This window comes from Mesorhizobium sp. P160219, from assembly GCF_057786095.1.
The window spans coordinates 368,781-392,131 of record NZ_JBYNWG010000001.1; the positions used below are offsets into that span (position 1 = coordinate 368,781).

General features: G+C 62.4%; 28 protein-coding genes and 1 other RNA gene. 13 read left to right on the top strand and 16 right to left on the bottom strand.

Annotation, left to right across the window (positions count from 1 at the left end):
• Positions 1 to 50: 50 nt before the first annotated feature.
• On the top strand, positions 51 to 272 hold the full coding sequence (gene rpmE, locus AC3EMP_RS01855) for a 50S ribosomal protein L31 (RefSeq protein ID WP_023668748.1): 222 nt from the start codon (positions 51 to 53) through the stop codon (positions 270 to 272).
• A gap of 51 nt (positions 273 to 323) precedes the next feature.
• On the opposite strand, the gene AC3EMP_RS01860 is transcribed toward rpmE, so the two are convergent.
• Entirely contained in the window at positions 324 to 1,031 is a 708-nt protein-coding gene (locus AC3EMP_RS01860; protein ID WP_023834633.1) for a hypothetical protein, read from the bottom strand.
• Positions 1,032 to 1,134: 103 nt separating this feature from the next.
• Here AC3EMP_RS01860 and AC3EMP_RS01865 point away from each other — a divergent pair, with 103 nt between their 5' ends.
• Positions 1,135 to 2,271: a helix-turn-helix domain-containing protein gene (locus AC3EMP_RS01865; RefSeq protein WP_245274189.1), complete on the top strand. Its 1,137-nt coding sequence runs from the start codon at positions 1,135 to 1,137 to the stop codon at positions 2,269 to 2,271.
• Positions 2,272 to 2,287: 16 nt separating this feature from the next.
• Here the strand turns inward: AC3EMP_RS01865 and AC3EMP_RS01870 are convergent, their stop codons facing one another.
• Complete coding sequence (locus AC3EMP_RS01870) at positions 2,288 to 2,929, bottom strand: TetR/AcrR family transcriptional regulator (RefSeq protein WP_023668745.1); 642 nt, start codon at positions 2,927 to 2,929, stop codon at positions 2,288 to 2,290.
• A 119-nt stretch (positions 2,930 to 3,048) separates the two neighbouring features.
• On the opposite strand from AC3EMP_RS01870, the gene AC3EMP_RS01875 reads away from it, so the two are divergent.
• Positions 3,049 to 3,876 (top strand): NAD(P)H-binding protein, encoded by an 828-nt coding sequence (locus AC3EMP_RS01875; RefSeq protein WP_023806576.1) that lies wholly within the window; start codon positions 3,049 to 3,051, stop codon positions 3,874 to 3,876.
• A 1-nt stretch (position 3,877) separates the two neighbouring features.
• Entirely contained in the window at positions 3,878 to 4,354 is a 477-nt protein-coding gene (locus AC3EMP_RS01880) for an anthrone oxygenase family protein (protein ID WP_023834632.1), read from the top strand.
• Positions 4,355 to 4,387: 33 nt separating this feature from the next.
• On the opposite strand, the gene AC3EMP_RS01885 is transcribed toward AC3EMP_RS01880, so the two are convergent.
• The 4 genes from AC3EMP_RS01885 to AC3EMP_RS01900 all read right to left on the bottom strand — a co-directional run bounded on the left by AC3EMP_RS01885 (position 4,388) and on the right by AC3EMP_RS01900 (position 6,818).
• Positions 4,388 to 4,699: an Rdx family protein gene (locus AC3EMP_RS01885; protein ID WP_023700268.1), complete on the bottom strand. Its 312-nt coding sequence runs from the start codon at positions 4,697 to 4,699 to the stop codon at positions 4,388 to 4,390.
• Complete coding sequence (locus tag AC3EMP_RS01890) at positions 4,696 to 5,484, bottom strand: RDD family protein (protein WP_023829287.1); 789 nt, start codon at positions 5,482 to 5,484, stop codon at positions 4,696 to 4,698. The genes AC3EMP_RS01885 and AC3EMP_RS01890 overlap by 4 nt, the downstream gene beginning before the upstream one ends.
• An 81-nt stretch (positions 5,485 to 5,565) precedes the next feature.
• Positions 5,566 to 6,315 carry a YebC/PmpR family DNA-binding transcriptional regulator gene (locus tag AC3EMP_RS01895; protein WP_488494579.1) on the bottom strand — a complete coding sequence of 250 codons (750 nt, stop codon included), beginning with the start codon at positions 6,313 to 6,315 and terminating at the stop codon, positions 5,566 to 5,568.
• Between the two features lie 179 nt (positions 6,316 to 6,494).
• Positions 6,495 to 6,818 carry an ArsR/SmtB family transcription factor gene (locus tag AC3EMP_RS01900; RefSeq protein WP_023829289.1) on the bottom strand — a complete coding sequence of 108 codons (324 nt, stop codon included), beginning with the start codon at positions 6,816 to 6,818 and terminating at the stop codon, positions 6,495 to 6,497.
• Between the two features lie 51 nt (positions 6,819 to 6,869).
• Between AC3EMP_RS01900 and AC3EMP_RS01905 the strand changes: the two genes are divergently transcribed.
• The 3 genes from AC3EMP_RS01905 to AC3EMP_RS01915 are packed head-to-tail and all read left to right on the top strand — an operon-like array spanning position 6,870 to position 8,246.
• The gene (locus tag AC3EMP_RS01905; protein ID WP_023684154.1) at positions 6,870 to 7,352 is read left to right on the top strand and encodes an SRPBCC domain-containing protein; all 483 of its coding nucleotides are present in this window, start codon (positions 6,870 to 6,872) and stop codon (positions 7,350 to 7,352) included.
• A gap of 20 nt (positions 7,353 to 7,372) precedes the next feature.
• Positions 7,373 to 7,735, top strand: coding sequence for a VOC family protein (locus AC3EMP_RS01910; protein WP_023726167.1), 363 nt, complete (start codon positions 7,373 to 7,375; stop codon positions 7,733 to 7,735).
• Between the two features lie 28 nt (positions 7,736 to 7,763).
• Positions 7,764 to 8,246 carry an SRPBCC family protein gene (locus tag AC3EMP_RS01915; RefSeq protein WP_352712239.1) on the top strand — a complete coding sequence of 161 codons (483 nt, stop codon included), beginning with the start codon at positions 7,764 to 7,766 and terminating at the stop codon, positions 8,244 to 8,246.
• A gap of 21 nt (positions 8,247 to 8,267) precedes the next feature.
• On the opposite strand, the gene AC3EMP_RS01920 is transcribed toward AC3EMP_RS01915, so the two are convergent.
• The 5 genes from AC3EMP_RS01920 to ssrS all read right to left on the bottom strand — a co-directional run bounded on the left by AC3EMP_RS01920 (position 8,268) and on the right by ssrS (position 11,426).
• Complete coding sequence (locus AC3EMP_RS01920) at positions 8,268 to 9,029, bottom strand: TerC family protein (RefSeq protein WP_023694576.1); 762 nt, start codon at positions 9,027 to 9,029, stop codon at positions 8,268 to 8,270.
• Positions 9,030 to 9,102: 73 nt separating this feature from the next.
• Positions 9,103 to 9,927 carry a TIGR00282 family metallophosphoesterase gene (locus AC3EMP_RS01925; RefSeq protein WP_023668734.1) on the bottom strand — a complete coding sequence of 275 codons (825 nt, stop codon included), beginning with the start codon at positions 9,925 to 9,927 and terminating at the stop codon, positions 9,103 to 9,105.
• A 56-nt stretch (positions 9,928 to 9,983) separates the two neighbouring features.
• Positions 9,984 to 10,511, bottom strand: coding sequence for a DUF3592 domain-containing protein (locus AC3EMP_RS01930; RefSeq protein WP_196813862.1), 528 nt, complete (start codon positions 10,509 to 10,511; stop codon positions 9,984 to 9,986).
• An 82-nt stretch (positions 10,512 to 10,593) separates the two neighbouring features.
• Positions 10,594 to 11,178 (bottom strand): 5-formyltetrahydrofolate cyclo-ligase, encoded by a 585-nt coding sequence (locus AC3EMP_RS01935; RefSeq protein WP_023698428.1) that lies wholly within the window; start codon positions 11,176 to 11,178, stop codon positions 10,594 to 10,596.
• A 92-nt stretch (positions 11,179 to 11,270) separates the two neighbouring features.
• A non-coding RNA gene (gene ssrS, locus AC3EMP_RS01940) (6S RNA) lies at positions 11,271 to 11,426 on the bottom strand.
• 149 nt (positions 11,427 to 11,575) lie between these two features.
• Here ssrS and AC3EMP_RS01945 point away from each other — a divergent pair.
• Positions 11,576 to 12,415 (top strand): AAA family ATPase, encoded by an 840-nt coding sequence (locus AC3EMP_RS01945; protein ID WP_023694573.1) that lies wholly within the window; start codon positions 11,576 to 11,578, stop codon positions 12,413 to 12,415.
• Between the two features lie 41 nt (positions 12,416 to 12,456).
• Here the strand turns inward: AC3EMP_RS01945 and AC3EMP_RS01950 are convergent, their stop codons facing one another.
• Positions 12,457 to 13,995: an MFS transporter gene (locus tag AC3EMP_RS01950; RefSeq protein WP_352712237.1), complete on the bottom strand. Its 1,539-nt coding sequence runs from the start codon at positions 13,993 to 13,995 to the stop codon at positions 12,457 to 12,459.
• 141 nt (positions 13,996 to 14,136) lie between these two features.
• On the opposite strand from AC3EMP_RS01950, the gene AC3EMP_RS01955 reads away from it, so the two are divergent.
• From AC3EMP_RS01955 to msrB, 5 genes are all read left to right on the top strand, one after another.
• Complete coding sequence (locus AC3EMP_RS01955) at positions 14,137 to 15,000, top strand: LysR family transcriptional regulator (RefSeq protein ID WP_023824273.1); 864 nt, start codon at positions 14,137 to 14,139, stop codon at positions 14,998 to 15,000.
• A 58-nt stretch (positions 15,001 to 15,058) separates the two neighbouring features.
• Positions 15,059 to 15,505, top strand: coding sequence for a GNAT family N-acetyltransferase (locus AC3EMP_RS01960; RefSeq protein WP_023824274.1), 447 nt, complete (start codon positions 15,059 to 15,061; stop codon positions 15,503 to 15,505).
• Between the two features lie 306 nt (positions 15,506 to 15,811).
• Complete coding sequence (locus tag AC3EMP_RS01965) at positions 15,812 to 17,002, top strand: vWA domain-containing protein (RefSeq protein WP_352596706.1); 1,191 nt, start codon at positions 15,812 to 15,814, stop codon at positions 17,000 to 17,002.
• Between the two features lie 16 nt (positions 17,003 to 17,018).
• Entirely contained in the window at positions 17,019 to 17,816 is a 798-nt protein-coding gene (locus AC3EMP_RS01970) for an MBL fold metallo-hydrolase (RefSeq protein ID WP_023712004.1), read from the top strand.
• Positions 17,817 to 17,916: 100 nt separating this feature from the next.
• The gene (msrB, locus tag AC3EMP_RS01975) at positions 17,917 to 18,321 is read left to right on the top strand and encodes a peptide-methionine (R)-S-oxide reductase MsrB (protein WP_023688927.1); all 405 of its coding nucleotides are present in this window, start codon (positions 17,917 to 17,919) and stop codon (positions 18,319 to 18,321) included.
• A gap of 68 nt (positions 18,322 to 18,389) precedes the next feature.
• Here the strand turns inward: msrB and AC3EMP_RS01980 are convergent, their stop codons facing one another.
• The 4 genes from AC3EMP_RS01980 to pyc form a co-directional block, all read right to left on the bottom strand.
• A complete protein-coding gene (locus AC3EMP_RS01980) occupies positions 18,390 to 18,695 on the bottom strand; it encodes a hypothetical protein (RefSeq protein ID WP_023822443.1) in 306 nt (101 codons plus the stop codon).
• Positions 18,696 to 18,702: 7 nt separating this feature from the next.
• On the bottom strand, positions 18,703 to 19,143 hold the full coding sequence (locus tag AC3EMP_RS01985; RefSeq protein WP_023822442.1) for a hypothetical protein: 441 nt from the start codon (positions 19,141 to 19,143) through the stop codon (positions 18,703 to 18,705).
• 93 nt (positions 19,144 to 19,236) lie between these two features.
• On the bottom strand, positions 19,237 to 19,497 hold the full coding sequence (locus AC3EMP_RS01990) for a DUF2312 domain-containing protein (RefSeq protein WP_023668722.1): 261 nt from the start codon (positions 19,495 to 19,497) through the stop codon (positions 19,237 to 19,239).
• Positions 19,498 to 19,647: 150 nt separating this feature from the next.
• The gene (pyc, locus tag AC3EMP_RS01995) at positions 19,648 to 23,106 is read right to left on the bottom strand and encodes a pyruvate carboxylase (RefSeq protein ID WP_488494580.1); all 3,459 of its coding nucleotides are present in this window, start codon (positions 23,104 to 23,106) and stop codon (positions 19,648 to 19,650) included.
• Positions 23,107 to 23,351 lie beyond the last annotated feature (245 nt).

A 23,351-nucleotide genomic window follows, 5' to 3' on the forward strand; every position in this document is an offset into this window, starting at 1 on the left:
GACGCAGGCCACGGGCCCGTCTGTAGCGCCACAAGCCAGGAAGCACGACAATGAAGGCCGATATCCATCCCGACTACCACACCATCAAGGTCGTCATGACCGATGGCACAGAATACTCGACCCGTTCGACCTGGGGCAAGGAAGGCGATACGATGAACCTCGATATCGACCCGACCACGCACCCGGCCTGGACCGGCGGCCAGCAAACCCTGCTCGACCGCGGCGGCCGCCTGTCGAAGTTCAAGAAGCGCTTCGAAGGGTTCGGCCTTTAAGCCTATCGGCTTTCGCAGATCAGGAACCCGCCCTTGTGGCGGGTTTTTTGTTCAGCGGATCGTGGCGCGGACGAAATCGCCTTTGATCACGATCGAGGGTTTGGCGCCGGCAGTGTTGGCAAGCGAACTGTCGACGAAGGACGCCGACGCGGTCACCGAGTAGCTGATTTGAACCTGCCTGCCGAAGGTCAGCGTGGCATCCAGCGCCTTGCCGGCAATGGCGACAGTCTCGTCCTTCCGGATGCTGCCATAGGCGAGATTGGCCCTCAGCGCCTCGCCCTTGAGATCGATGCGTGAAGCATGCCCTTCGAGCGAAACATCGGCCGCCTTGCCGGTAATGGCGATGCTGGAGAAATTCCCCGTCATACTGGCCAGCAAGGCCGCCTGGTCGATCGACACCGAACTCTCGGGCGCAATGTTGGCGTTGATCTCGACCCTGCAATCCGAAGGGTCCAGCCAGGACGACGGAGCGACATTGATGCGCAACGTCGAGGCCTCTCGCTTCATGTCGCTGGCGGTGCGGCAGTCATTAGCGAACCAGGACGAATACCAGCTGGCAAACCAGCCCTCGCGGCGGCTGCCGATCGTCGCCTGGTAGGGTTCTGCACCTGAAGTGGTCAGCTTGACCGAGCTTGCCTCGCCGGTGATGATGATGGCGGTAACACCGGCGAGATCGAGCGTCTTTGCGGCATCACCGGCCACCGGCGGTGCCAGGGCAACTGCGGCAAAGGGCAGCAAGACGAGAATTGCGGATTTCATCATTGTCTCCGATCATGGGTGGGCGGTCGCGAAAGGACCGCGGCGTTGCCCAGATGATCCGAGACGTCGATTTTCGCGACCTCGATCACGATCCGGGACGACCGTGAACGCAATCCAGGTCATTGTCGGCCGCCCGGTCCATCGTCGGCCGCTTTGGACCACGCTTGCGATCATGATCTTCATTCCCTTGCCATTCGTCGTTGCCCTGCTGCTCGTCATCCTGCTCGTGCAGATGATCCGCCGAAACGAGGCCGATCTGCGCGAAAACATGTTTTTCATGCTGCTGATGGCTGCCTACGCCTTGCAGTCGGTGCTGATCGGTATCCGCTGGGGCTACGAAGTCAGGGCAATCATGCCTTTCCAGGCGGTGTTGGCGACATTGATCGCGCCGCTTGCCTGGATAGCTTTTAGCGGTCTGGCGAGGGAACGCTCGCGGCATCGCCTGGCTTCGCTGTGGCCGCATCTGTTGCCGGCCTGTCTTGTGGCCCTGCTGCTGATCTTCTGGCGCGAGCCGGTAGGCCCCGTGATCATGCTGGTCTTCCTGTGTTATGGCGTCACCCTTCTTTGGCTTGCGCGGGTCGGGCCGGACGGCCTTGCCGAGTCGCGTCTGGACGGTGTCTTGCGCTCCTACCGGGCGCTGCTGGTGACGACGCTGGCGATCCTGGCCTCGCCGGTCACCGACATCATCATCAGCCTCGACCTCGAATGGACCGGCGGTGCCCATTCCGGCGCGGTGATTGCCGCCGGCAATGTGCTGGCGCTGCTGCTGCTTGGCGGTGCAGCCGCGGTGGCCAGCGAAACCGCGCCTCTGGATGACGATGAAGACGATGGGCCGCAAGCCACGCCACGGGCGACGAGCGAGGATTCCGCGGTCGCAGCGGCCGTCGACGCGCTGATGCAGTCAAAAGAACTCTACAGGGACGTTGACCTCAACCTCGGCCGTATCGCCAGGCGCCTCGGCCTGTCGGCGCGGCAAGTGTCGTCGGCGGTCAACCGCATCCACGGATCGAGCGTGTCGCAATATGTCAACAACCAGCGCATCGGCGAAGCCTGCCGCCTGCTGGCGGCCAGCGACGAACCCATCACCCGCATCATGTTCGACGCCGGGTTTCTCAGCAAATCGAACTTCAACCGCGAGTTCCTGCGCGTGACAGGCTTGAGCCCGAAGGCTTGGCGGCTGGAGCATCGGCCGTCGAAGCGAAATCTCGCGGCCATGCCGTTGCCAGGCGAGACAAAATGAAGGCGGGCGACACCGGTCAGGCGCCGACTAATTCCCGCAACGCCATGCGCTTGTAGGCGGCGACCAGCCTGTCGCCCTCCTGCCGGTCGACCGAGATCGCCAGCCGCACGGCAGCCTCGCCCATCTGCCAGACCAGAAACGCTGTGGTCTCCAGCGCCACCGGATCGGCGCCGGGATGCAGCCGCTTCAGCACCATGGTCAGGAATTCGGCATTCGCCCGGCTGTCGGCGAGTTCGAGCTGGCGCAGCGCCTTGTCGGCCTGCGTGCCCGACCAGATGTCGCGCATCACCGGCTCGGCCAGGAACAGCTGATAGTAGATATCCACCAGCTCCGAAAACGCCTGCCGCAGGCCCTCGGCGTCGACGACATCCTTGAGCGCCGAGGAGATGCAGGCCTGGCTTTCGGCGGTGTAGCGCTCGGCCAGCGCCCAGACGATCGCCCGCTTGTCGGGAAAGAACTGGTAGAGCGAGCCGATCGACACCGCGGCCCGTTCCGCCACCTCGCCCATGCGCATGGCGTCGCTGCCTTGCTCGGCAATCAGCGCCGAGGCTGCGGCCAGCATGCGCTCGACCCGCTCGCGGCTGCGCTGCTGGGTGGGCGCCCGTCGCGGCGATGCGACCTGCTCCTGGGCAGATGCGGGCGTTGCTGTGTCTTCCATGACGGCCCCCGGCCTCGACAAAATCTGCCAACAAACGACTTGACTTCGCAAAATACGAGGGTTTATCACGTTTTGCAAATGTAAGGATTCCTCACATTTGTAAACAAAGGAAAGCCACAATGACTAACACCAAACCAGTCCTGATCCTCGGTGGCACTGGCAAGACCGGCCGTCGCCTAGCCGAGCGGCTGACCTCACAGGGCATTCCCGTGCGCATCGGCTCGCGTTCCGGCAGCCCCCGCTTCGACTGGGAGGTTCCGGCGACCTGGGAGCCTGCCATGCAGGGCGTGGGCGCCGTCTACATCAGTTACTATCCCGACATCGCCGTGCCGGGCGCCGCCGAGACCGTCGGCGCCTTCGCCAGGCTTGCGGTGGCAAATGGCGTCACCCGCATGGTGCTGCTCTCCGGCCGCGGCGAGACCGAAGCCCAGCGCGCCGAAGAGATGGTCAAAGCCTCGGGCGCTGACTGGACCATCCTGCGTTGCGCTTGGTTTTCGCAGAATTTCAGCGAAGGTTTTCTCGTCGAGTCCTTGCGGCAAGGCGAAGTGGCTTTGCCTGTCGGCCCTGTTGGCGAGCCCTTCGTCGATGTCGACGACATCGCCGATGCTGCCTTCGTTGCGCTGACCGAACCGGGTCATGTCGGCCAGCTCTATGAGTTGACCGGGCCGCGGCTGCTAAGCTTCGCCGACGCGGTTGCCGAGATCGCCAAGGCGACCGGCCGCGACATCCGCTATATCAAGATCTCGCATGACGAATTCACCGCCGCGACGGCGGCATACGAACTGCCGCCCGAAATCGCCTGGCTGCTCAACGAGCTGTTCACCGAAGTGCTTGACGGCCGCAACGAGACGCTGACCGACGGCGTCCAGCGTGTGCTCGGCCGCGCGCCGAAAGACTTTTCCGCCTACGCAAATGAAACCGCTGCAACCGGCATCTGGAGCAACTGAGATGATCAAGCTTCTTCCCACCCTCACCATCATCGCCGCCATCGGCTCGGGCGTCGTCGGCGGCGTGTTCTTCGCCTTTTCCAACTTTATCATGGCGGCGCTTGCCCGGCTGCCGGTCCCCCAAGGCATCGCAGCGATGAATTCGATCAACATCACTGTGATCACGCCCACCTTCATGACGGCGCTGTTCGGCACCGGCCTGCTCTGTCTGGTGCTTATCGCCGCCGTTCTCATGGGGTGGAGCCAGTCCGGCTCATACTGGCTGCTTGCCGGCGCCGTGATCTATTTGATCGGCAACCCGATCGTGACCATGGTCTTCAATGTGCCGCTCAACGATGCGCTCGCCGCCGTCGACCCGGCCAGCGCCAATGGCGCAGCCGTGTGGGCGAACCATCTGAATCAATGGGTGATGTGGAACCACATCCGCACCATCACCGCCATCGTGTCGATGGCCTGCTTCATGTTCGCATTGCTCTGAAAAATGACACTTCGCAAACGCAAGGACCTCGCCTCAAGCGGGGTCCTTTTGCGAGTGACCCTTGCGGTCGGAATGACCGAGATCGCGGCCCGGATCGATGACGTCGCGCACCAGCTGCTTGAGCTTGGCGGCATCGGGAAAGCCGCCGTCGCGCTTGCGGTCCCAGACCAGCACATCGTTGCAGGAAACGGTGAAGATGCCGCCTGTGCCCGGCACCAGCGTCACTTCACCAAGATCCGTGCCGAAGGTGGAGAGCAGTTCCTGCGCCATCCAGCCGGCCCGCAACAGCCACTGGCACTGCGTGCAATAGGTGATGACCACGCGGGGCCTCTCCGGCACACTCATGTCTGGGCCTCCTGTATGCGCACCGTGGTATTTGCGAATCGATCGTGTATCGGGTCGTCGCCCAGAGCTATGGATATCGCAATCCAGACCGGCCAGATCAGCACCAAAACGAGGGCAGCGGATGCAACCACTATTTCCAGGCTGGAGTAATCCTGCACGCCACCGGGAGCGGTGCCCCAAGCCTGAAAAGCATACCAGCTTCCCGTCAGGACGATCGGTAATGCGCCGAGAAACTTGATAAGTTGCCGCCGAACAGCCTTTCTCGCCGGCAGGCCGGCCCTATGTCTGTCGTCCTCATCATGTACAGTGAGCTCCGTGAGCCGCTTGCCGATTGATTGGCCGGACTTCAACTCCATAATGAGGAGATAAGACGCCAGAGCGATCAGCTCGAGGAAACCCAGGTCCAATGCTGCAGGCCTGAAATTCCCTTGCGAATCCAGATCGATCGAGATGGAGGAGGTTTCTCCAGGCTTTGAGCCCGGCGCCGTACCCACGCTCCATATGGCGACCGGCAAACCGAGTACTGATGTTCTACACACCTGCCAGTCATAACGGGCAAGTGTCGGGGCACCGTGAACCGTACCCTCCTGGCATAGTTTCCAGTTCAGCCAAAAGCTGCCTTTTACGCCACCGTTGGTCAGCAGAAATAGAGCCCCTACGAGCAAATAGAGGGCGATCAGGATTACAAGGTAGTCGATGAGTGCAGCGAGAAACCGTCGCCATATGCCGGGCCGGCGAGGCCAGGCCACCGCATCGGCAAAACTTGCCTCTTTATAGTCGGTCATCGGCCCCCCCTGATCACTGACTAATCTATAGGCAGGCCGCCGTCATACAGCAATATTCGCATCCGACTGTATTGCACGGACCTACGCCGCGCTGAGCTTGGCCATGGTCTCGTCGTCGACCTCGAAATTGGCGTAGACGCTCTGCACGTCGTCATCGTCCTCGAGCGTTGCCACCAGTTTCATCAGCGATTGCGCCCGCTCTTCGTCGACCGGGACATTGTTCTGCGGCTGCCAGATCGGCTTCACCAATTCGGCCTCGCCAAGCGAGGCTTCCAGCGCCTTAGACACTTCGCCCATACTCTCGAACGCACAGTAGATGGTGTGGCCTTCCTCGTCGGACTCGACATCATCGGCGCCGGCCTCGATCGCCGCGTCCATCACCTTGTCGGCGCTGCCGGCGGAGGCCGGATAGTAAATCTCGCCGGCGCGGTTCCACATGAACGACACCGAGCCGGTTTCACCAAGCGCACCGCCGGCTTTGGTGAAGGCGGCGCGCACATTCGAGGCCGAGCGGTTGCGGTTGTCGGTCAGCGCCTCGACGATCAGCGCCACGCCGCCTGGCCCATAGCCTTCATAGCGCACCGCTTCGTAATTCTCGGCATCGCCCATCGACGCCTTGTTGATGGCGCGCTGGATGTTGTCCTTCGGCATCGACACCGCCTTGGCGTTCTGGATAGCCAGGCGCAAACGCGGGTTCATCGATGGGTCGGGCGTCCCGCTCTTGGCGGCGACGGTGATTTCGCGCGCCAGCTTGGAAAACATTTTTGACCGCACCGCGTCCTGCCGGCCCTTGCGGTGCATGATGTTCTTGAACTGTGAATGGCCAGCCATGGCACCCCTGTCGTCTTCGGCTAGAGCATCCCGAAGCGAGGTGGTCTCACCTCGTCTTCCCGGGTACTCGAATTCAAATTTCAGAGCCGTCCAAGGTGCAACGCGATGGATGCACGGCGTTCTCTGTCGGAATGGCCGGCTTATAGATAAATCGGCTCAATTCGTCCAGCCGCGCCGGTTCAGCCCTCCAGATCGGATTTCAGCCGGTCGATAATGCTGAGCGCATGGCCGGCATACTGGCTGATCCAGCGGTCGTGGATGTGCTTGATCGGCAGCGCGTTGAGATGGTTCCAGCGCTCGCGCCCTTCGCGCTTTGCCACCACCAGTTCGGCTTCTTCCAGCACCTTGAGATGCAGCATGACGGTGCAGCGATCGATGTCGGGAAACGCCTCGCACAACATGCCGGTCGTCTGCGGCGCATCCTTCAGCCGATCCAGCAATTCGCGACGGCGCGGATGCGCCAACGCCTTGAAAATGTGATCGTCTGCGGTTTGGCTTGACATGTTATGTTTCTATAACATATCGTCGAGCCAATCAAGAAAGGAGCTGTGGATATGTCTCTTGGATTCAGAGTTTCCGGGCGCATCGGCAAACCGGTCGCAGAAGTCTTCGACGCAGTCGTCAATCCGGAGAAGCTCAGCGGCTATTTCACCACCATCGGCGGCGCCAGCGCCCCGCTAGAAGCCGGCATCGGTGTCGTCTGGTGGGGAAAAGTGCCGGTCGAGGTCGATGAAGTGGTCAAGGACAGCCGCATCGTGTTGCGCTGGGATGCCACAGATGCCGACGACAGGCCCGCCTACAAGACACGCATCGAGATGAACTTCGAGCCGCTGGACGATGGCGGCACCCTTGTGACCATTGCTGAATCCGGCTGGCCGGAAGGCGTGGTCGGCCTGCAGAAATCCTACCTCAATTGCGAGGGCTGGTCGCAGATGCTGGCTTGCATGAAGGCCTATGTCGAATACGGCATCAACCTGCGCGACGGCTACTACCGCGGCGAGATGAGGGGCGAGCCGGCGAACGAGACAAACAGATGAACAGCGCAACGGAGCCCGCAATGACCGCGAAGATGACCGGCGGCATCAACATCGCCATGAAGGTGCCGCCGCACCAGTACGAGGCGACGATCGCCTTCTATCGTGATGTCGTCGGCTTGAAGCCATTTACCGCCAAGACGCCAGCCATCGGCTTCGAGCTTGGCCCAAACCGTCTGTGGATCGACGAGGCGCCGATGCTGAGCCAGGCCGAAGTCTGGCTTGAGCTTTTCACCGACGATTCTGCAGCCATTGCGGATCATCTCGCCAAGGCCGGCGTCGTCCGTTGCGACGCGGTCGAGCCCCTGGGCGAAGGCTTTCGCGGCTTCTGGATCGCCAACCCGGCCAGCATCGTTCACATGGTGCGCGAGCCTGACGCATGGTGAGCGCAAACCGGACAAGGAAGGAGCATCGATGGAAATTCACAAAACGCCGACTGCCGAAGCCGGCATGCTGATTAAGCGGCCGGTCGCCGATGTCTTCGAGGCGATGGTCGACCCGGCCATCACCACGAAATTCTGGTTTACCCACAGTAGCGGCCGGCTGGATAGCCGCAAAGAGGTTCGCTGGGAGTGGCGCATGTACGGCGCCTCGGCGATGGTCAATGTCAGCGAGATCGTCGAGAACAAGAAGATCGTCATGCAATGGAGCGATCCGCCGACCACTGTGGTCTGGACATTCACGGAGATGCCCGGCGCCGAAACGCCTGACGGTGCGACCTTTCTTGAGGTCAGCAATTTCGGCTTCGCCGGCACCGCCGACGAGCAGGTCAAGCAGGCGGTCGGCTCGACCGACGGCTTCGCACTGGTTCTTGCCGGCGCAAAGGCATGGCTGGAACAGGGCCTGTCGCTTGGCCTGATCGGCGACCGTTATCCGAAGGGCGTGCCGGGGCGCTAGGATCGCCCCGATCGCCCAGCCTCAATGCCCACCGCTGGATTTCTTCCTTCGCCGCGCCAGCATGTTGAGGCCCTCGACCAGGGCGGAAAAGCCCATCGCGGCGTAGATGTAGCCCTTCGGCACATGATAGCCCATGCCGTCGGCGATCAGCGTCATGCCGATCATCAGCAGGAAGCCCAGCGCCAGCATGACGATGCTCGGGTTCTTGGCGATGAAATTGGCCAGCGGCCCGGCCGCCAGCATCATCACGCTCACCGCCACGATCACGGCGATGTACATGATGGCAATCTCGTCGGTCATGCCGACGGCGGTGATGATCGAATCGATCGAAAAGACGAGATCGAGCAGCAGGATCTGGAAGATGGCGCCGGCAAGCGAGATCTGCAGCGTCTCGCCCATCATCGTATCCTTGTGGTCGTCGGGATCGACGGTGTGGTGGATTTCCTTGGTCGCCTTCCAGACCAGGAACAGGCCGCCGGCAATCAGGATCAGGTCGCGCCAGGAAAAGCCATGGCCGAACGCTGTGAACACCGGCGTCGTCAGCTGCACGATGATGGAGATGGTTGCGAGCAGCACCAGCCGCATGATCAGCGCCGCCGAGATGCCGAGACGGCGGGCGCGGGCGCGCTGCGCCTCAGGCAATTTGTTGGTCAGGATCGAGATGAAGATCAGATTGTCGATGCCGAGCACGACCTCGAGGACGATCAGCGTCAGCAACGCGACCCACGCGGTTGGATCGGAAACAAATTGAAAATGCGGCGCAAAGAACTCGATCAGCTGCATGGAGGTCGTCCCCTCTTTAACGATCTAGAGCAGTTTCGTCGCCAGTTAGGTACTTTACTCGACTATATCAATGTCAAGACCAGAAGGATGGCGCGGTTTCTTCGAGCCGCGGCCCGCGACGAAAAGGCGCGATCTTCTCGGTCAGGCCGGTGCGGTCGGAAATAGTGACGCCGACGCCGCACAATGTCGCCGGTCCGGTCGCCGCCTCGAAGCGGCCTTTCGGCACTTTCGACAGGAAGCGGTTGAGCGGCTCTTCCTTGTCCATGCCGAGCGAGGAATCATAGTCTCCGCACATGCCGGCATCGGACATGTAGCCGGTGCCGCCATTGAGGATCTGGTGGTCGGCCGTCGGCTGGTGCGTATGGGTGCCGATAACGAGGCTGGCGCGGCCGTCGACGAAATGCGCGAAGCACATTTTCTCCGAGGTCGCTTCGGCATGGAAGTCGATGACCACGGCATCGGCCTGCTCGCCCAGCGGACAGGCGGCCAGCTCGCGCTCGCCGGCCTGGAACGGATCGTCGAGCTCGGGATGCATGAACACCCGGCCCATGATGTTGGCGACCAGCACGCGCGCGCCGTTTTTGGCGATATAGACGCCGGAACCGCGCCCCGGCGTGCCCTTGGGGAAGTTGGACGGGCGCAAGAAGCGCTCCTCGCGCGGCGCGAAGACCAGTGCGTCGCGCTGGTCCCAGACATGGTTGCCGGTGGTGACGACATCCGCACCGGCGGCGATGGTGTCGCGAAAAATGTCTTCGGTGATGCCGAAGCCGCCGGCGGCGTTCTCGCCATTGACGATGACGAAGTCGAGTTTGAAATCCGAGATCAGGCCGGGCAGTTGTTCCCACACCGCCGTACGTCCCGATTTGCCCACCATGTCGCCGAGGAAGAGAAGTCTCATGCCCACTTCTATCCAGAGGCACGGACGCTAGGCAAGCGCTACCCGGGCGATTGGCGCTAACGCCGGCCGAAAGTACCACGCTGCTGTTGAGGCGGCTTGGCGCTCGCGCCCGCAACGCGAACTGCCGAAGGCATCATCGGTGACGCCGGCGGTGCGGTGCGTCCGCGCAGCCAGAAGAACCACACGTAAAAAACAGTGAACCCACCAGTAGCGGCCAGGAGCAACAGCCCGCCGCGCCAGCCCTTCATCGCCGCGGTATCGAGGATCGATGGATTGGCAGGGTTGTAATACAACTTCACCGCGTCGCCTTTGGACGCCGTGTAGAGGCCGATGTCCTTTCCCTTGCCGGACCACGTCATCGGTGCATCGTTCGCGACATAGGTGACAGCGACGTTGATGCCTTTCGCGGTGAGGCCATTACCCTGGGCTTCGCTGTAGGAACTGACATCCGTCACTGTGGCAACCGTCTGATGCCAGGCGAACTGGTGGTGCAGGGCCGTTCCGGAAATGTGCAATGCCATCGCGAACAGCGTTACCGCGATGAGGACGAACGGCATCAGCAGGAAGCGTGCGAAGACAAACATGATGGCCGCCATCGGCTCGGACTGTGTTGCCGGAATACTATCCGGCACGTCTTGGAAACGCGTTAAGCGGGATCGCGGTCTTTTAAGCGATGTCGAAGCGGCGCAAACCGCTCTCGGTGAGTATTTCCGGGATGATGACGTCGTGCGCCTCATCCGGCACCAGACCCACCTCCTGGCAATCGAAAGCGATGCCGATCAGTCGTGGCGGCTGGCCCTTGTCGATCAGCCTGGCGATGGCGCGGTCGTAATAGCCGGCGCCATACCCGATGCGATGACCGCGGCTGTCGAAGGCCGCGAGCGGCACCAGCATCACCGCGGGATCGAGAACCTCGGCCTCCGCATGCGGACCGACCGTGCCAAAACCCATCTCGACCATCGGCGCGCCGCGCACCAGTTCGCGAAAGACGATGGTGGTCTTGTCGAGGATGGCCGGCAGGCAAAGCCTGGCCCCGTTCTCGCGCAAGGCGAACATCAGCGGCCTGACGTCGACTTCCGATCGCATCGGCCAGAAAGCTGAAACGATCTGACCCGGCTCGATGGCGAGGTGGTCGCGCGCCGTCTCGGCCATTTCAAGCGCGATCTCCACCCGCCACAGCGGATCGAGCGCATCGCGACGGCCGAGTGCCTCGAGGCGCAACTGCTTTTTCAGGTCTTTGGGAGATGTCATGCGCGGACGATAGAAAAGGTCGGATCTGGGTGACGTTTCATGAGCGACGTTTTCTACCACATCATCCGCCAAACTGGGCGGATAGAGGTAAGTGACGATCCACACAACCGGTGGAGAGAGCGATCCCGGGAACCTACAAAGTAGGTGGGCGCCGTATGAGAAAACCCACGGGTCTTCCCAGGGACAGCTCCCTAAGGATCGTTAAGGCCCCGGGGAAAATGTTCTCCTGCCGGGAAGCGCAGACCGCCAAGCCCAATATAGGCGGCTGGTCGGTCAAGCGCTAGTGACATGAGCCGATGTTTCCATTTCGATCTCACACGCTTTGGTCGCAGCCGGCTCGCCCTTGCACAGGTCAAGCAGCGTCCTTACGCTCGCGCTGACCAACCGAGGAGCAAGTATGCGTTTCGAAGGCACGGCGGCCTATGTCGCCGACAAGGATCTGATGGTGGCGGTGAACGCCGCGATCGCGCTGGAGCGGCCGTTGCTGGTCAAGGGCGAGCCGGGCACCGGCAAGACCGAGCTTGCCCGCCAGGTGGCATCGGCGCTCGGCCTCGACCTGATCGAATGGCACGTCAAGTCGACCACCCGTGCGCAGCAGGGACTGTATGAATATGATGCTGTCTCGCGGCTGCGCGACAGCCAGCTCGGCGATGCCAGGTTCAACGACATCAAAAACTACATCAAGCGCGGCAAGCTCTGGCACGCCTTCGCGGCCGGTAAGAAGGTCGTGCTGTTGATCGACGAGATCGACAAGGCCGATATCGAATTCCCCAACGACCTGCTGCAGGAACTCGACCGGATGGAGTTCTTCGTCTACGAAACCGGCGAAACGATCCGCGCCGCTGTGCGCCCCATCGTCATCATCACTTCCAACAATGAGAAGGAACTGCCCGACGCCTTCCTGCGCCGGTGCTTCTTCCACTACATCCGCTTTCCCGATGTCGACACGCTGCACAAAATCGTCGACGTGCACTATCCCGGCATAAAGCAGAATTTGGTGCGTGCTGCCCTGACCCAGTTCTACGAGATCCGCGATGTGCAGGGGTTGAAGAAGAAGCCGTCGACCTCCGAGGCGCTCGACTGGATCCGCCTGCTGGTCGCCGACGACATCGCACCCGAGGATCTGCGCGCCGACCCCAGGAACGCGCTGCCGAAGCTGCACGGCGCACTGCTCAAGAACGAACAGGACGTGCATCTGTTTGAACGCCTGGCCTTCATGGCCAGACGGCAGGGGTGAGGATCGAGGGTTGGCTGACAGCTACGGGCGGCTTTGGCCGCTTACTCCGCGGGAGCAAACCCTCTCTCCTGCGGCGCGACGCGCTTCGGCCCGAAGATGACGAAGCCGATGACCGACAGGGCGAGAACGCCGATCCCGCAATAGAGCATGACCCAGCCGAAACCATTGACCAGCGCGGCATGCACGATGGCGCCGGATGGGCCGAGGGCTGCGAGCTTCGGCGTCCCCTGCGCAAGGCCCTCCAGATTGCCGGTAGCGACCCTTTCCGCCAGTGCCCGCAACTCATCCGGCTCCAAAGCCGCGCCGAGTGTGGCCCGCAGGTGGGAAACGATACCTTGCGTCAGCAGCAGGCCGAGCACCGCGATGTTGATAGCGAGCGTGATCAGGCGTGCGCTGATGTCGATGCCGGACGCCATGCCGGCACGATCCGGCGATACCGCGCCGGTCGTGGTATTGGTGGTCGGCGAATTGGTGAGACCGATGCCTATGCCGGCAATCAGCGTGCCCGGCAGCATGGTCAGCCAGGTGGCGCCCTCGAGCCTGGAGCCGATCCACATGGCGATGAAACCGATCCCTAGCGTCAGCAGACCGAGCGGGATGGCAATTCGTGCCTGATAGCGCGCGCGAATGCGCTCGGTGATCGGCGGCATCACCATGAAGGGCAGCGTGTAGACGAGCAACAGCAGGCCGGTCGTCGTGCTGTCGTAGCCGAGAACGCCGGAATAATAGATCGGCAGATAGATGATGAACGGCCAGTAGCTGAAATTCATGCCGATGGCGCCCATGATCGCGCCGGAAAACTGGCGGATGCGGAACACGGAGAAATCGAACATCGGATAGGGATTGACCCTCTCGGCGACAAGGAAAGCGATGAACGCAGCCACGGAGGCTGATATCACGCCGATGCGGGCGCTGGTCCCGAGATCCGCACCCTGCGTAATCAGATAGGAGAAGCCGAACACAGAAGCCGACAGCGTCAGCATGCCGGCCCAGTCGAGCTTCTGGGCATTGTGATCGCGCGATTGCGTGACACCGGCGCCGATAAAGGCGAGCGCCAGGAGCGCCAGCGGCACGTGGATGAGGAACACCCATTGCCAGTTCGACAGCGCCACGATCAAGCCACCGATGGCGGGCCCGAAACCGAGCCCGATGCCTGAGACGACGCTCCAGGCGACGAAAGCCTTGCCGCGTTCGCGGCCATCCTGGAACTGATGCGACAGCACGGCGACGCTGCAGGTCAGCATCGCGCCGCCGGCGAGGCCTTGCAGGAAGCGGGCGGCGATCAGCAGCGCCGCACTCGGAGCCAGGCCGCACAGCAGCGAGGCGAGGCCAAAGGCGACGGTGGTGATCACCATCACGCTCTTGCGGCCGAAACGGTCGGCCAATGTCCCTGTCGCCATCAGCACCGTGGTGCAGGCAATGGTGTAGGCGTTCATGATCCATTGCAGGTCTTTGAAATCGGCGGCGAGCACGCTTTCGAGTTTCGGCAGGATCACCGGCACGCTGGAGATTTCGAGCCCGAACAAGAGCGACGCCAAGCACACGCCGGTGAGCGCGATGGTGTTTCGTTGAATTGGCATATCGATCTCTTTCCATCCGAGCATGAGGCGCTCTTCAAACCGCGACCAGTTTGACATAGAGGAGACTTGACCATGAAAAAAGACTATGCTCGGCTATATCAGAAATGACAAAATCGAATAGTTGGCCAATGGAGTGCTGCGATGACCAGTCTTGATGTGGACGCCGTACGAACCTTTGTGATGGTGGCCGATCTGCAGAGCTTCACCCAGGCGGCATCGGCGCTGGGCAGCACGCAGGCGACGATCAGCGTCAAGCTGCGCCGCCTTGAGGAGAAGCTCGGCGCGCGATTGATCGAAAGAACGCCGCGCCGCGTCAGCCTGTCGGCACGAGGCGCCGTCTTCCTCCCCGCCGCGCGTGACTTCCTTGCCGCGCACGAGCGCGCCATGGCGGAGTTTGCGTCAGCACCGTGCCGGCTTGCGCTCGGCTTTGTCGATCATGCCGCCGGTCCGGCGCTGTCCATTCTGATTGCCCAGCTCCATGCGCACGATCCATCGCTGACGCTCAGTTTGAGGATCGACACCAGCACGGTGCTCAAGGAAGCTTTCGATCACGGCGAGCTCGACGCAGTCATCGTGCACCGCGAAGGCGACAGCCGTCCTGGCCGGACCTTGTCGCGCAACCACTATGGCTGGTTCGCCGCACCTTCCTTCGAGTGGCAGCGCGGAACGCCGTTGCGCCTCGCGCTCTTAAGCACCGTGTGCAACTGTCCGGATCGTGTGCGGGCGCTCGAGGCGCTGGACAAAGCAGGCATCGCCTGGGAGGAGGCCTTCGTCGGCGGCGGCGGCGCGGCCGTCAACATTGCGATATCGGCGGGCTTTGCCGTTTCGGCGCTGGCTCACTGCGTCGCTCCGCCCGGCCTGATCGAGGTTGGCCGCAAGCTCGGCCTGCCGTCGCTTGACCCCTCCGAAGTGGTCCTGCATTCGCACAATCTGGCGCCGCGGGCGCGTGACGCGCTGCAAATGCTGGCGACCGCATTTCGCGAGTACAATTCGCCGGTGGATTAGGCGATGGTGTTTCCGATCTGATTCCGCTGGAATCCGATAAGGCTTTGGAGGAACCGAAATGACCGAGATCACCGTCCGCCCGCTGGCGCTGGCCGACCATGCCGACTGGCGGCGGCTGTGGACTGCCTACCTCACCTTCTACGAGACCAAGCTGCCGGACGAGGTCTACGACATCACCTGGAAACGACTGTTCACGGAAGGTGAATTCGAACCGAAGGGGTTTATCGCCACGCTCGACGGCAAGGCGGTCGGCCTGACCCATTATCTCTATCACCGCTCCGGCTGGTCGGAGAAAAACAACTGCTACCTGCAGGACCTGTTCGCCGACCCCGACGTGCGCGGCAAGGGCATCGGTGCGGCCCTCATCGAAGCGGTGACGCAGGAAGCCGGCAAGATCGGCGTCAAGAACGTCTACTGGATGACCCACGAAACCAACGCCACCGCGCGCAAACTCTACGACCATGTCGCGCGGCGGACGGGCTTCATCGAGTATGATCTGCTATGATGCGAGCGCGATCGAAATAACGCGGAAGGAGCCGAATGATCCGCTATGTCGGAATCGTGGATGGCAGTGACGGCGTTTGGGGAGTGCGGATGCCCGATCTCGCCGGCTGCCACGGGGCCGGCGCAAACCCGGCTGAAGCGATAGCCGATGCCGCGTCGGCTATGCGCGAATGGGGCGGAAGCCCGCATCGCAAAGCACTTGCCCATGCCCAACCCACGTACTGTGGCAAATCTTCTGCAATCCGGCGAAATCGGCAGTGCCCGTGGCGACTCCGCCGTGACCGTTCGGCATAGATAACGGCCAACCATGTTCCTCCCCTTCTTTCTCGAACTAAAGGCCGCGCGGGTTCCCGTTTCGCTCAGGGAATATCTGTCGCTGCTGGAAGGGCTGGAGGCCGGGCTGGTCGACTATGACGTCCAGGGTTTTTACTACCTCGCCCGCGCCGCGCTTGTGAAGGACGAACGCCATATCGACCGCTTCGACCAGGTGTTTGCGCATGTCTTCAAGGGGATCGAGGCGCTCACCGGCCCCGATGCCGTCGGTGTCGCCAACATCCCTGAGGAATGGCTGCGCCGGCTCGCCGAAAAGCACCTGACCGAGGAAGAGAAGAAACTGATCGAGGCGCTCGGCGGTTTCGACAAGCTGATGGAGACACTGAAGCAGCGGCTGGAGGAGCAGAAAGGCCGCCACCAGGGCGGCTCGAAATGGATCGGCACCGGCGGCACTTCGCCTTTCGGCGCCTATGGCTACAATCCCGAAGGCGTGCGCATCGGCCAGCATGAAAGCCGCAATCGCCGTGCGGTGAAAGTCTGGGACAAGCGCGAGTTCAAAAACTTCGACGACGCCGTCGAGCTCGGCATCCGCAACATCAAGGTGGCGCTGAAGCGCCTGCGTCGCTGGGTGCGCGAGGGTGCGGAGGAAGAGTTCGACCTGCCCGGCACCATCCATGCCACCGCCGAGCACGGCTATCTCGATGTGCAGACGCGCCCCGAACGGCGCAACGCCGTGAAGCTCTTGATGTTCTTCGATGTCGGCGGCTCGATGGACGACCACATCAAAAGCGTCGAGGAGCTGTTTTCGGCCGCCCGCGCCGAATTCCGCCAGCTCGAATATTTTTACTTCCACAACTGCCTTTACGAGGGCGTCTGGAAGGACAACCGGCGCAGGCATGCCGAGACCATCCCGACCTTCGATCTGCTTCACAAATACGGCCCCGACTACAAGGTGATCGTCGTCGGCGATGCCTCGATGAGCCCTTACGAGATCGCGCATCCCGGCGGTTCGGTCGAGCATTGGAACCCGGAAGCCGGCAGTGTCTGGCTTGACCGCCTCATCCAGCAATGGCCGAATGCGGTCTGGCTGAACCCCGAAAATCAGAAAAACTGGGGCTTCACCCATTCGATCGCGATGATCCGCGATCTCTTCGGCGGCCGCATGTTCCCACTGACGCTGGCCGGGTTGGAAGCCGCGACGAAGCAGCTCTCACGCAAGCGTTGATATGAGAGGAAAACCGATGACCTGCTTTCTTTGCCCGCAATGCGGCGTCCAGTTCGCGGCAACGCAGACCCCTCCAGAAAATTGCCCGATCTGCGAGGACGAGCGGCAATATGTGCGCTGGGAAGGCCAGGCCTGGACCACTGGGGAAGAACTCTCTGCCGGGCATAGGCTTGTGATGAAGGACGATGCCGGCGTTCTCGCTTTCGGCATCGAGCCGCGCTTTGCTATCGGCCAGCGGGCGCTGCTGGCGCAGACGCCGCACGGCAATGTGCTGTGGGATTGCATCTCGATGGTGAGCGACGAGGCGGTAGCCGAAATCAACCGTCGCGGCGGCCTAGCCGCGATCGCCATTTCGCACTGCCACTATTATTCGGTGATGGTCGAGTGGAGCGAGGCGTTTGGCGGCGTGCCGATCTATCTCCATGCCGACGACCGCCAGTGGATCATGCGGCCGCACAACGCCATCGTCAGCTGGGCGGGCGAGACGCTGGCCATAAACCCGTCGCTGACACTCGTGCGTTGCGGTGGCCATTTTGCCGGCGGCCAGGTGCTGCATTGGAAACGCGATGACGGTAACGCCCTGCTGTCCGGCGACATATTGCAGGTGACGCCGACGCGTCGCCATGTCAGCTTCATGTACAGCTATCCGAACTACATTCCGCTCAATGCGCCGGCCGTGCGACGCATCGCGGCGGCACTTGAGCCTTTCGAATTCGACGACATCTACGGCGCGTGGTGGCAGCAGAACATCATCGGCGGCGCAAGAACGGCATTTCATGCGTCGATCGCCCGCTATCTTCAGGCGATTGGGTAGGAGCTCGGCTGAAAATGCGAGCAAAACACGTAACAAACGCCTATCTCTAAGCGAATATAGCTTGCAACCAACAACAAGCCGCCAAGGCTGAGGAGATCAAATGGACACCCACACCTACCCTGTCACCCGCACCGACGCCGAATGGCGCGCCCGCCTGACGCCCGAGCAATATGCGGTCATGCGCGGCCATGGCACCGAACGGCCCGGAAGCTGCGCGCTGCTCTACGAAAAGCGCGCCGGCACCTTTTCCTGCGTCGGCTGCGACCAGCCGCTGTTCGAATCCAAGCTCAAGTTCGAGAGCGGCACCGGCTGGCCGAGCTTCAATGATCCGGTGCCCGGTTCGGTCGAAAACACCGTCGACCGCAGCTACGGCATGGTCCGCACCGAATGCCACTGCGCCCGCTGCGGCAGCCATCTCGGCCATGTCTTCGAGGACGGCCCGCCGCCGACCGGCCTGCGCTATTGCATCAACGGCGTGGCGCTGAAATTCGAGCCGACGGCTTAAACCGCGGTTCGGTCATTGTCTCTTGCGAAGGGGCGGCTTTTGCCGCCCCTTTTCGTTCGACGATCGACTCAGGCGACGGCCGTCAGGATCAGCCAGAGCGCGGACCCCAGCATCATCAGCGAGGCCTTGGTGCCGCCGGACTTCTCGGCGGTTCGCCACACGGCCAGCGTCAGGAAGATGTTGTAGGGCACCGGCAAAAAATGCACGGCCAGAACCAGTGCCAGCGGCTGCTTCACCCCAAGCAGGATGAGTGCGGCCACCGACGATGCGATACTGATGGCGGTGCCGACGACAACCAGGTCGCGCCAGAACAGCCGGTCGAGCCGCACGGCACCTTGCCAGCGCGAGCGGAAGAAGGAGCCGACGGCGGACATCGGCGACCTACCTCTGTCCCAACACGGCGGTGACGGCGCGCTCGAAGCGCGAGCATTCCGTCACCAGCCAGTCGGCCATGGCCGGCCAGTTGTCCTCGGCATAGCAGTTCACCCGCCACATCGAATTGATGCCGAGGCCCTCGCAGCTCTGCTCCGGCCTGAGCTTCAGCCTGTCTTCGATTGCCGGTTGGAACGGCTTCAGCCGCGACCAGACCCCGGTCGCGCCGAACTTCCCGTTACGGCCGAAAAAGACGCCAACTTGGCTTTGCGCCGGCGCGACATACATGGACAGGACCAGAGCGAAGTCAGGCAGCCCGCGCTGCCAGAACCAGGGTCCGCGCCGCGCCATGGAAGCGCGTTCCTCCGGATGCCGTTCGGCGAACAGCGCCCAGAAGCTGCGTTGGCGGAATTCAGAGGCGCGGCGGGCGCCGAAGTCGAATTCGCTCATGGTTCGATGCCCGTTCCAGCATCATTCCTTGGCCCGAGACTGTTTCGAAATTCGCTCCGGCGATATCAACCGGAGTAGAATTTCCACACAGCCTTACACCATGCCGAGCGCGGCCTTGTAGAGATCGAGGATGGTTTCCTCTTCCTGGCGCTCGGCCTGGTCCTTCTTGCGCAGCCGGATGATCGACCGCATCGCCTTGGTGTCGAAGCCGGTGCCCTTGGCCTCGGCGAACACTTCCTTGATGTCGTCGGCGATGGTCTTCTTTTCTTCCTCGAGCCGCTCGATGCGCTCGATGAAGGCGCGCAACTGGCCGGCGGCAACAGTCTGGCTGGTATCTGTGATGTCGTCGGCCATGTTTTTTCTCCGCTACTTTTTAAGCACCGCGATTCTGGCGCGGTAAATTGGGAGCGGGTTCGATGCCCGAGCAGGCGCGGCGGGTCAAGCCATTATCGGCGCTTCGTGAACGGCTGCTGCCAGCCGTCCCCAGTGTGATGGATCCGTGCGTCAGCCAAACGCGATCAACAGATCCTTCGCATCGATCTGATCGCCGGCCTTGACCAGCACTTCGGCCACTGTGCCGTCGCGCTCGGCATGCAGGGCCGTCTCCATCTTCATGGCTTCGATCGACAACAGCACGTCGCCGGCCTTGACCGCTTGGCCGGCGGCAACCGAAAGGGCGGAGACCACGCCCGGCATCGGCGCGCCGACATGCGCCTCGTTGCCGGGCTCGGCCTTGCGCCGAGCCTTGGCCGCCGAGGCGCCATGCGCCCTGTCCGGCACCCGGACACGGCGCGGCTGGCCGTTGAGCTCGAAGAACACGGTGACCATGCCCTTCTCATCGACGTCGCCGATCGCAAGGCAGCGCACTACAAGCGTCTTGCCTTTTTCGATGTCCAGGAAGATCTCGTCTTCGGACTTCATGCCGTAGAAATAGGTCGGCGTCGGCAGCACACTGACCGGCCCGTAGGTTTCCTGCGCGGCGGCGAAGTCGGTGAACACCTTCGGATACATCAGCCAGGAGGCGAATTCGTACTCCGAGAGCTTGCGCACCAGCTTCTGCTCGATCTCCTTGCGGCTGGCCTTGAGGTCGGCTGGCTTGAGCAGCGAGCCCGGGCGCTCGGTGATCGGCTTGCTTTCCTTCAGTGCCTTCTTCTGCAGCTTCGCAGGCCAGCCACCGGGCGACTGGCCGAGATCGCCGCGCAGCATCGAGACGACCGAGTCCGGGAAGGCGATGTCCTTGGCTGGGTTTTCGACGTCGGCAACGGTCAGATCCTGGCTCACCATCATCAGCGCCATGTCGCCGACCACCTTGGACGACGGCGTCACCTTGACGATGTCACCGAACATCAAATTGACGTCGTGATAGGCTTGTGCCACCTCGTGCCAACGCGTTTCCAGCCCCAGCGAACGCGCCTGTTCCTTGAGGTTGGTGAACTGGCCGCCCGGCATTTCGTGCAGATAGACTTCCGAGGCTGGCCCCTTGAGGTCGCTTTCGAAGGCGGCATACTGGTTGCGCACCGCTTCCCAGTAGAAGGAGATTTTGCGGATCCATTGCGGATCGAGGCCGGGATCGCGCTCGGTTCCCTTCAGCGCCTCGACGATCGAGCCCAGGCAAGGCTGCGAGGTGTTGCCGGAGAAGGAATCCATCGCCGCGTCGATGGCGTCGACGCCGCTTTCCACGCCGGCCAGCACCGTCGCCGCCGACAGGCCTGACGTGTCGTGGGTGTGGAAATGGATCGGCAGGTCGGTCGCCTCGCGCAGCGCCTTGAACAGCACGCGGGCGGCAGCCGGCTTCAAAAGCCCGGCCATGTCCTTGACGGCGATGATATGGGCGCCGGCGGCCTGCAATTCCTTCGCCAGCCCGACATAGTATTTAAGGTCGTATTTGGCGCGCGCCGGATCGAGGATGTCGCCGGTGTAGCAGATCGCCGCTTCGACCAGCTTGCCCTCGGCGCCCACCGCGTCCATGGCGACGCGCATATTCTCGACCCAGTTCAGGCAGTCGAATACGCGGAACAGGTCGACGCCGCCGGCCGCCGCATGGCTGACGAAATGTTGCACCACATTGTCGGGATAGTTGGTGTAGCCGACGCCGTTGGCGCCGCGCAGAAGCATCTGCAGCAAAAGGTTGGGGGCGGCTTCGCGCACTTTGCTCAGCCGCTCCCACGGATCCTCGGTCAGGAAGCGCATGGCGACGTCGAAAGTGGCGCCGCCCCAGCATTCCAGCGACAGCAGCCGCGGCAGCGCGCGCGCATAGGTGCCGGCAATGCCGGCAATGTCATGCGTGCGCATGCGGGTGGCGAGCAGCGACTGGTGACCGTCGCGCATCGTCGTGTCGGTGACAAGCACCTCTTTTTGCTCACGCATCCAGGCAGCGAATTTCTCCGGCCCCAACGCGTCGAGCTTCTGCTTGCTGCCATCAGGCACGTTGCCGTTGAGATAGGGCACGACAGGCGCTGCCGCATCGGCCTTGGGCATCGGACGGCCGCGGGTTTCGGGATGGCCGTTGACGCTGACGTCGGCCAGATAGTTGAGCAGCTTGGTGGCGCGGTCCTGCCGCTTCACCTGCGCGAACAGCTCCGGCGTCGTGTCGATGAACCTGGTCGTATAGGAATTGTCGGCGAAGCGCGGGTGGTTGATGATTGCCTCGAGGAAGGTGAGGTTGGTCGCCACGCCGCGGATGCGGAACTCGCGCAAGGCCCGGTTCATGCGGGCGATCGCCTCGGCCGGTGTCGGCGCCCAGGCAGTCACCTTCTCCAGCAGCGGATCGTAGAAGCGGGTGATGACCGCGCCCGAATAGGCGGTGCCGCCGTCGAGGCGGATGCCGAAACCGGCGGCTTCGCGATAAGCGGTGATGCGGCCGTAGTCCGGAATGAAACTATGCTCCGGATCCTCGGTCGTGATGCGGCACTGCAGCGCATGACCGTTCAGCCTGATGTCGGCCTGCGCCGGCACGCCCAACTCTTTCGTGCCGATGGCAAAGCCGTCCAGTATGTGGATCTGCGCCTTGACGATGTCGATGCCGGTCACCTGCTCGGTCACGGTGTGCTCGACCTGGATGCGCGGATTGACCTCGATGAAGTAGAACTTGCCGGTGTCGGCGTCCTGCAGGAATTCCACCGTGCCGGCGCCGATATAGCTGGTCTCCCGCGCGATCTTGAGCGCATAGCCGCAAAGCTCCTGGCGCAATACCTCGCTGAGATAGGGCGCCGGCGCCCGTTCGACGACCTTCTGGTTGCGGCGCTGGATCGAGCAGTCGCGCTCGAACAGATGTACAGCGTTGCCATGCGTGTCGCCGAGCACCTGGACTTCGACATGGCGGGCGCGCTCGATCAGCTTTTCGAGATAGACCTCGTCCTTGCCGAAGGCGGCCTTGGCCTCGCGCTTGCCTTCCATCACCTCGCGGGCGAGGTCGGCTTCCGTGCGGATGGCGCGCATGCCGCGCCCGCCCCCGCCCCACGATGCCTTGAGCATCACCGGATAGCCGACTGTCTTGGCGAGCTGCTTGACTGCTTCCATGTCGTCCGGCAGCGGTTCGGTTGCCGGCACCACCGGCACGCCGACCTCGATGGCCAGATTGCGCGCGGCGACCTTGTTGCCGAGCCGGCGCATCGTGTCGGGCTTCGGCCCTATGAAAGTGATGCCGGCCTCGGCGCAGGCATCTGCGAATTCAGGGCTTTCCGACAGCAGGCCATAGCCCGGATGGATGGCGTCGGCGCCGGACAGCCTGGCGACGCGGATCACTTCCTCGATCGACAGATAGCTTTCGATCGGCCCCATGTCCCTGGCCAGATGCGGCCCGCGCCCGACCTGGTAGCTTTCATCGGCCTTGAACCGATGAAGCGAATATTTGTCCTCCTCGGCCCAGATCGCCACGGTTTTGAGGCCGAGCTCGTTGGCCGCGCGAAAGACGCGGATGGCAATTTCGGACCTGTTGGCGACGAGGATCTTCGTAATGGCCAAGGAAGGAGGCTCCGGACAGGGAGGGATGGGGCGGAGGCATGATTAACGCGAAAATGCTGCAGTGCAACCAAAATCGGGGAGAGATTAAACCGATTTAAATGGGATTCTAGCACCTCTGCTCGAAAAGCTGCGTGCGATTGGCGTCGCGAGGTGACGCTAATTGTCGTGCCCGCACAAATTCGACCCCGGCTAGCGGCTTATCCAGCCACCCTCGCTGCGCCCTGTCACCAAAGAAAAATGCCCGG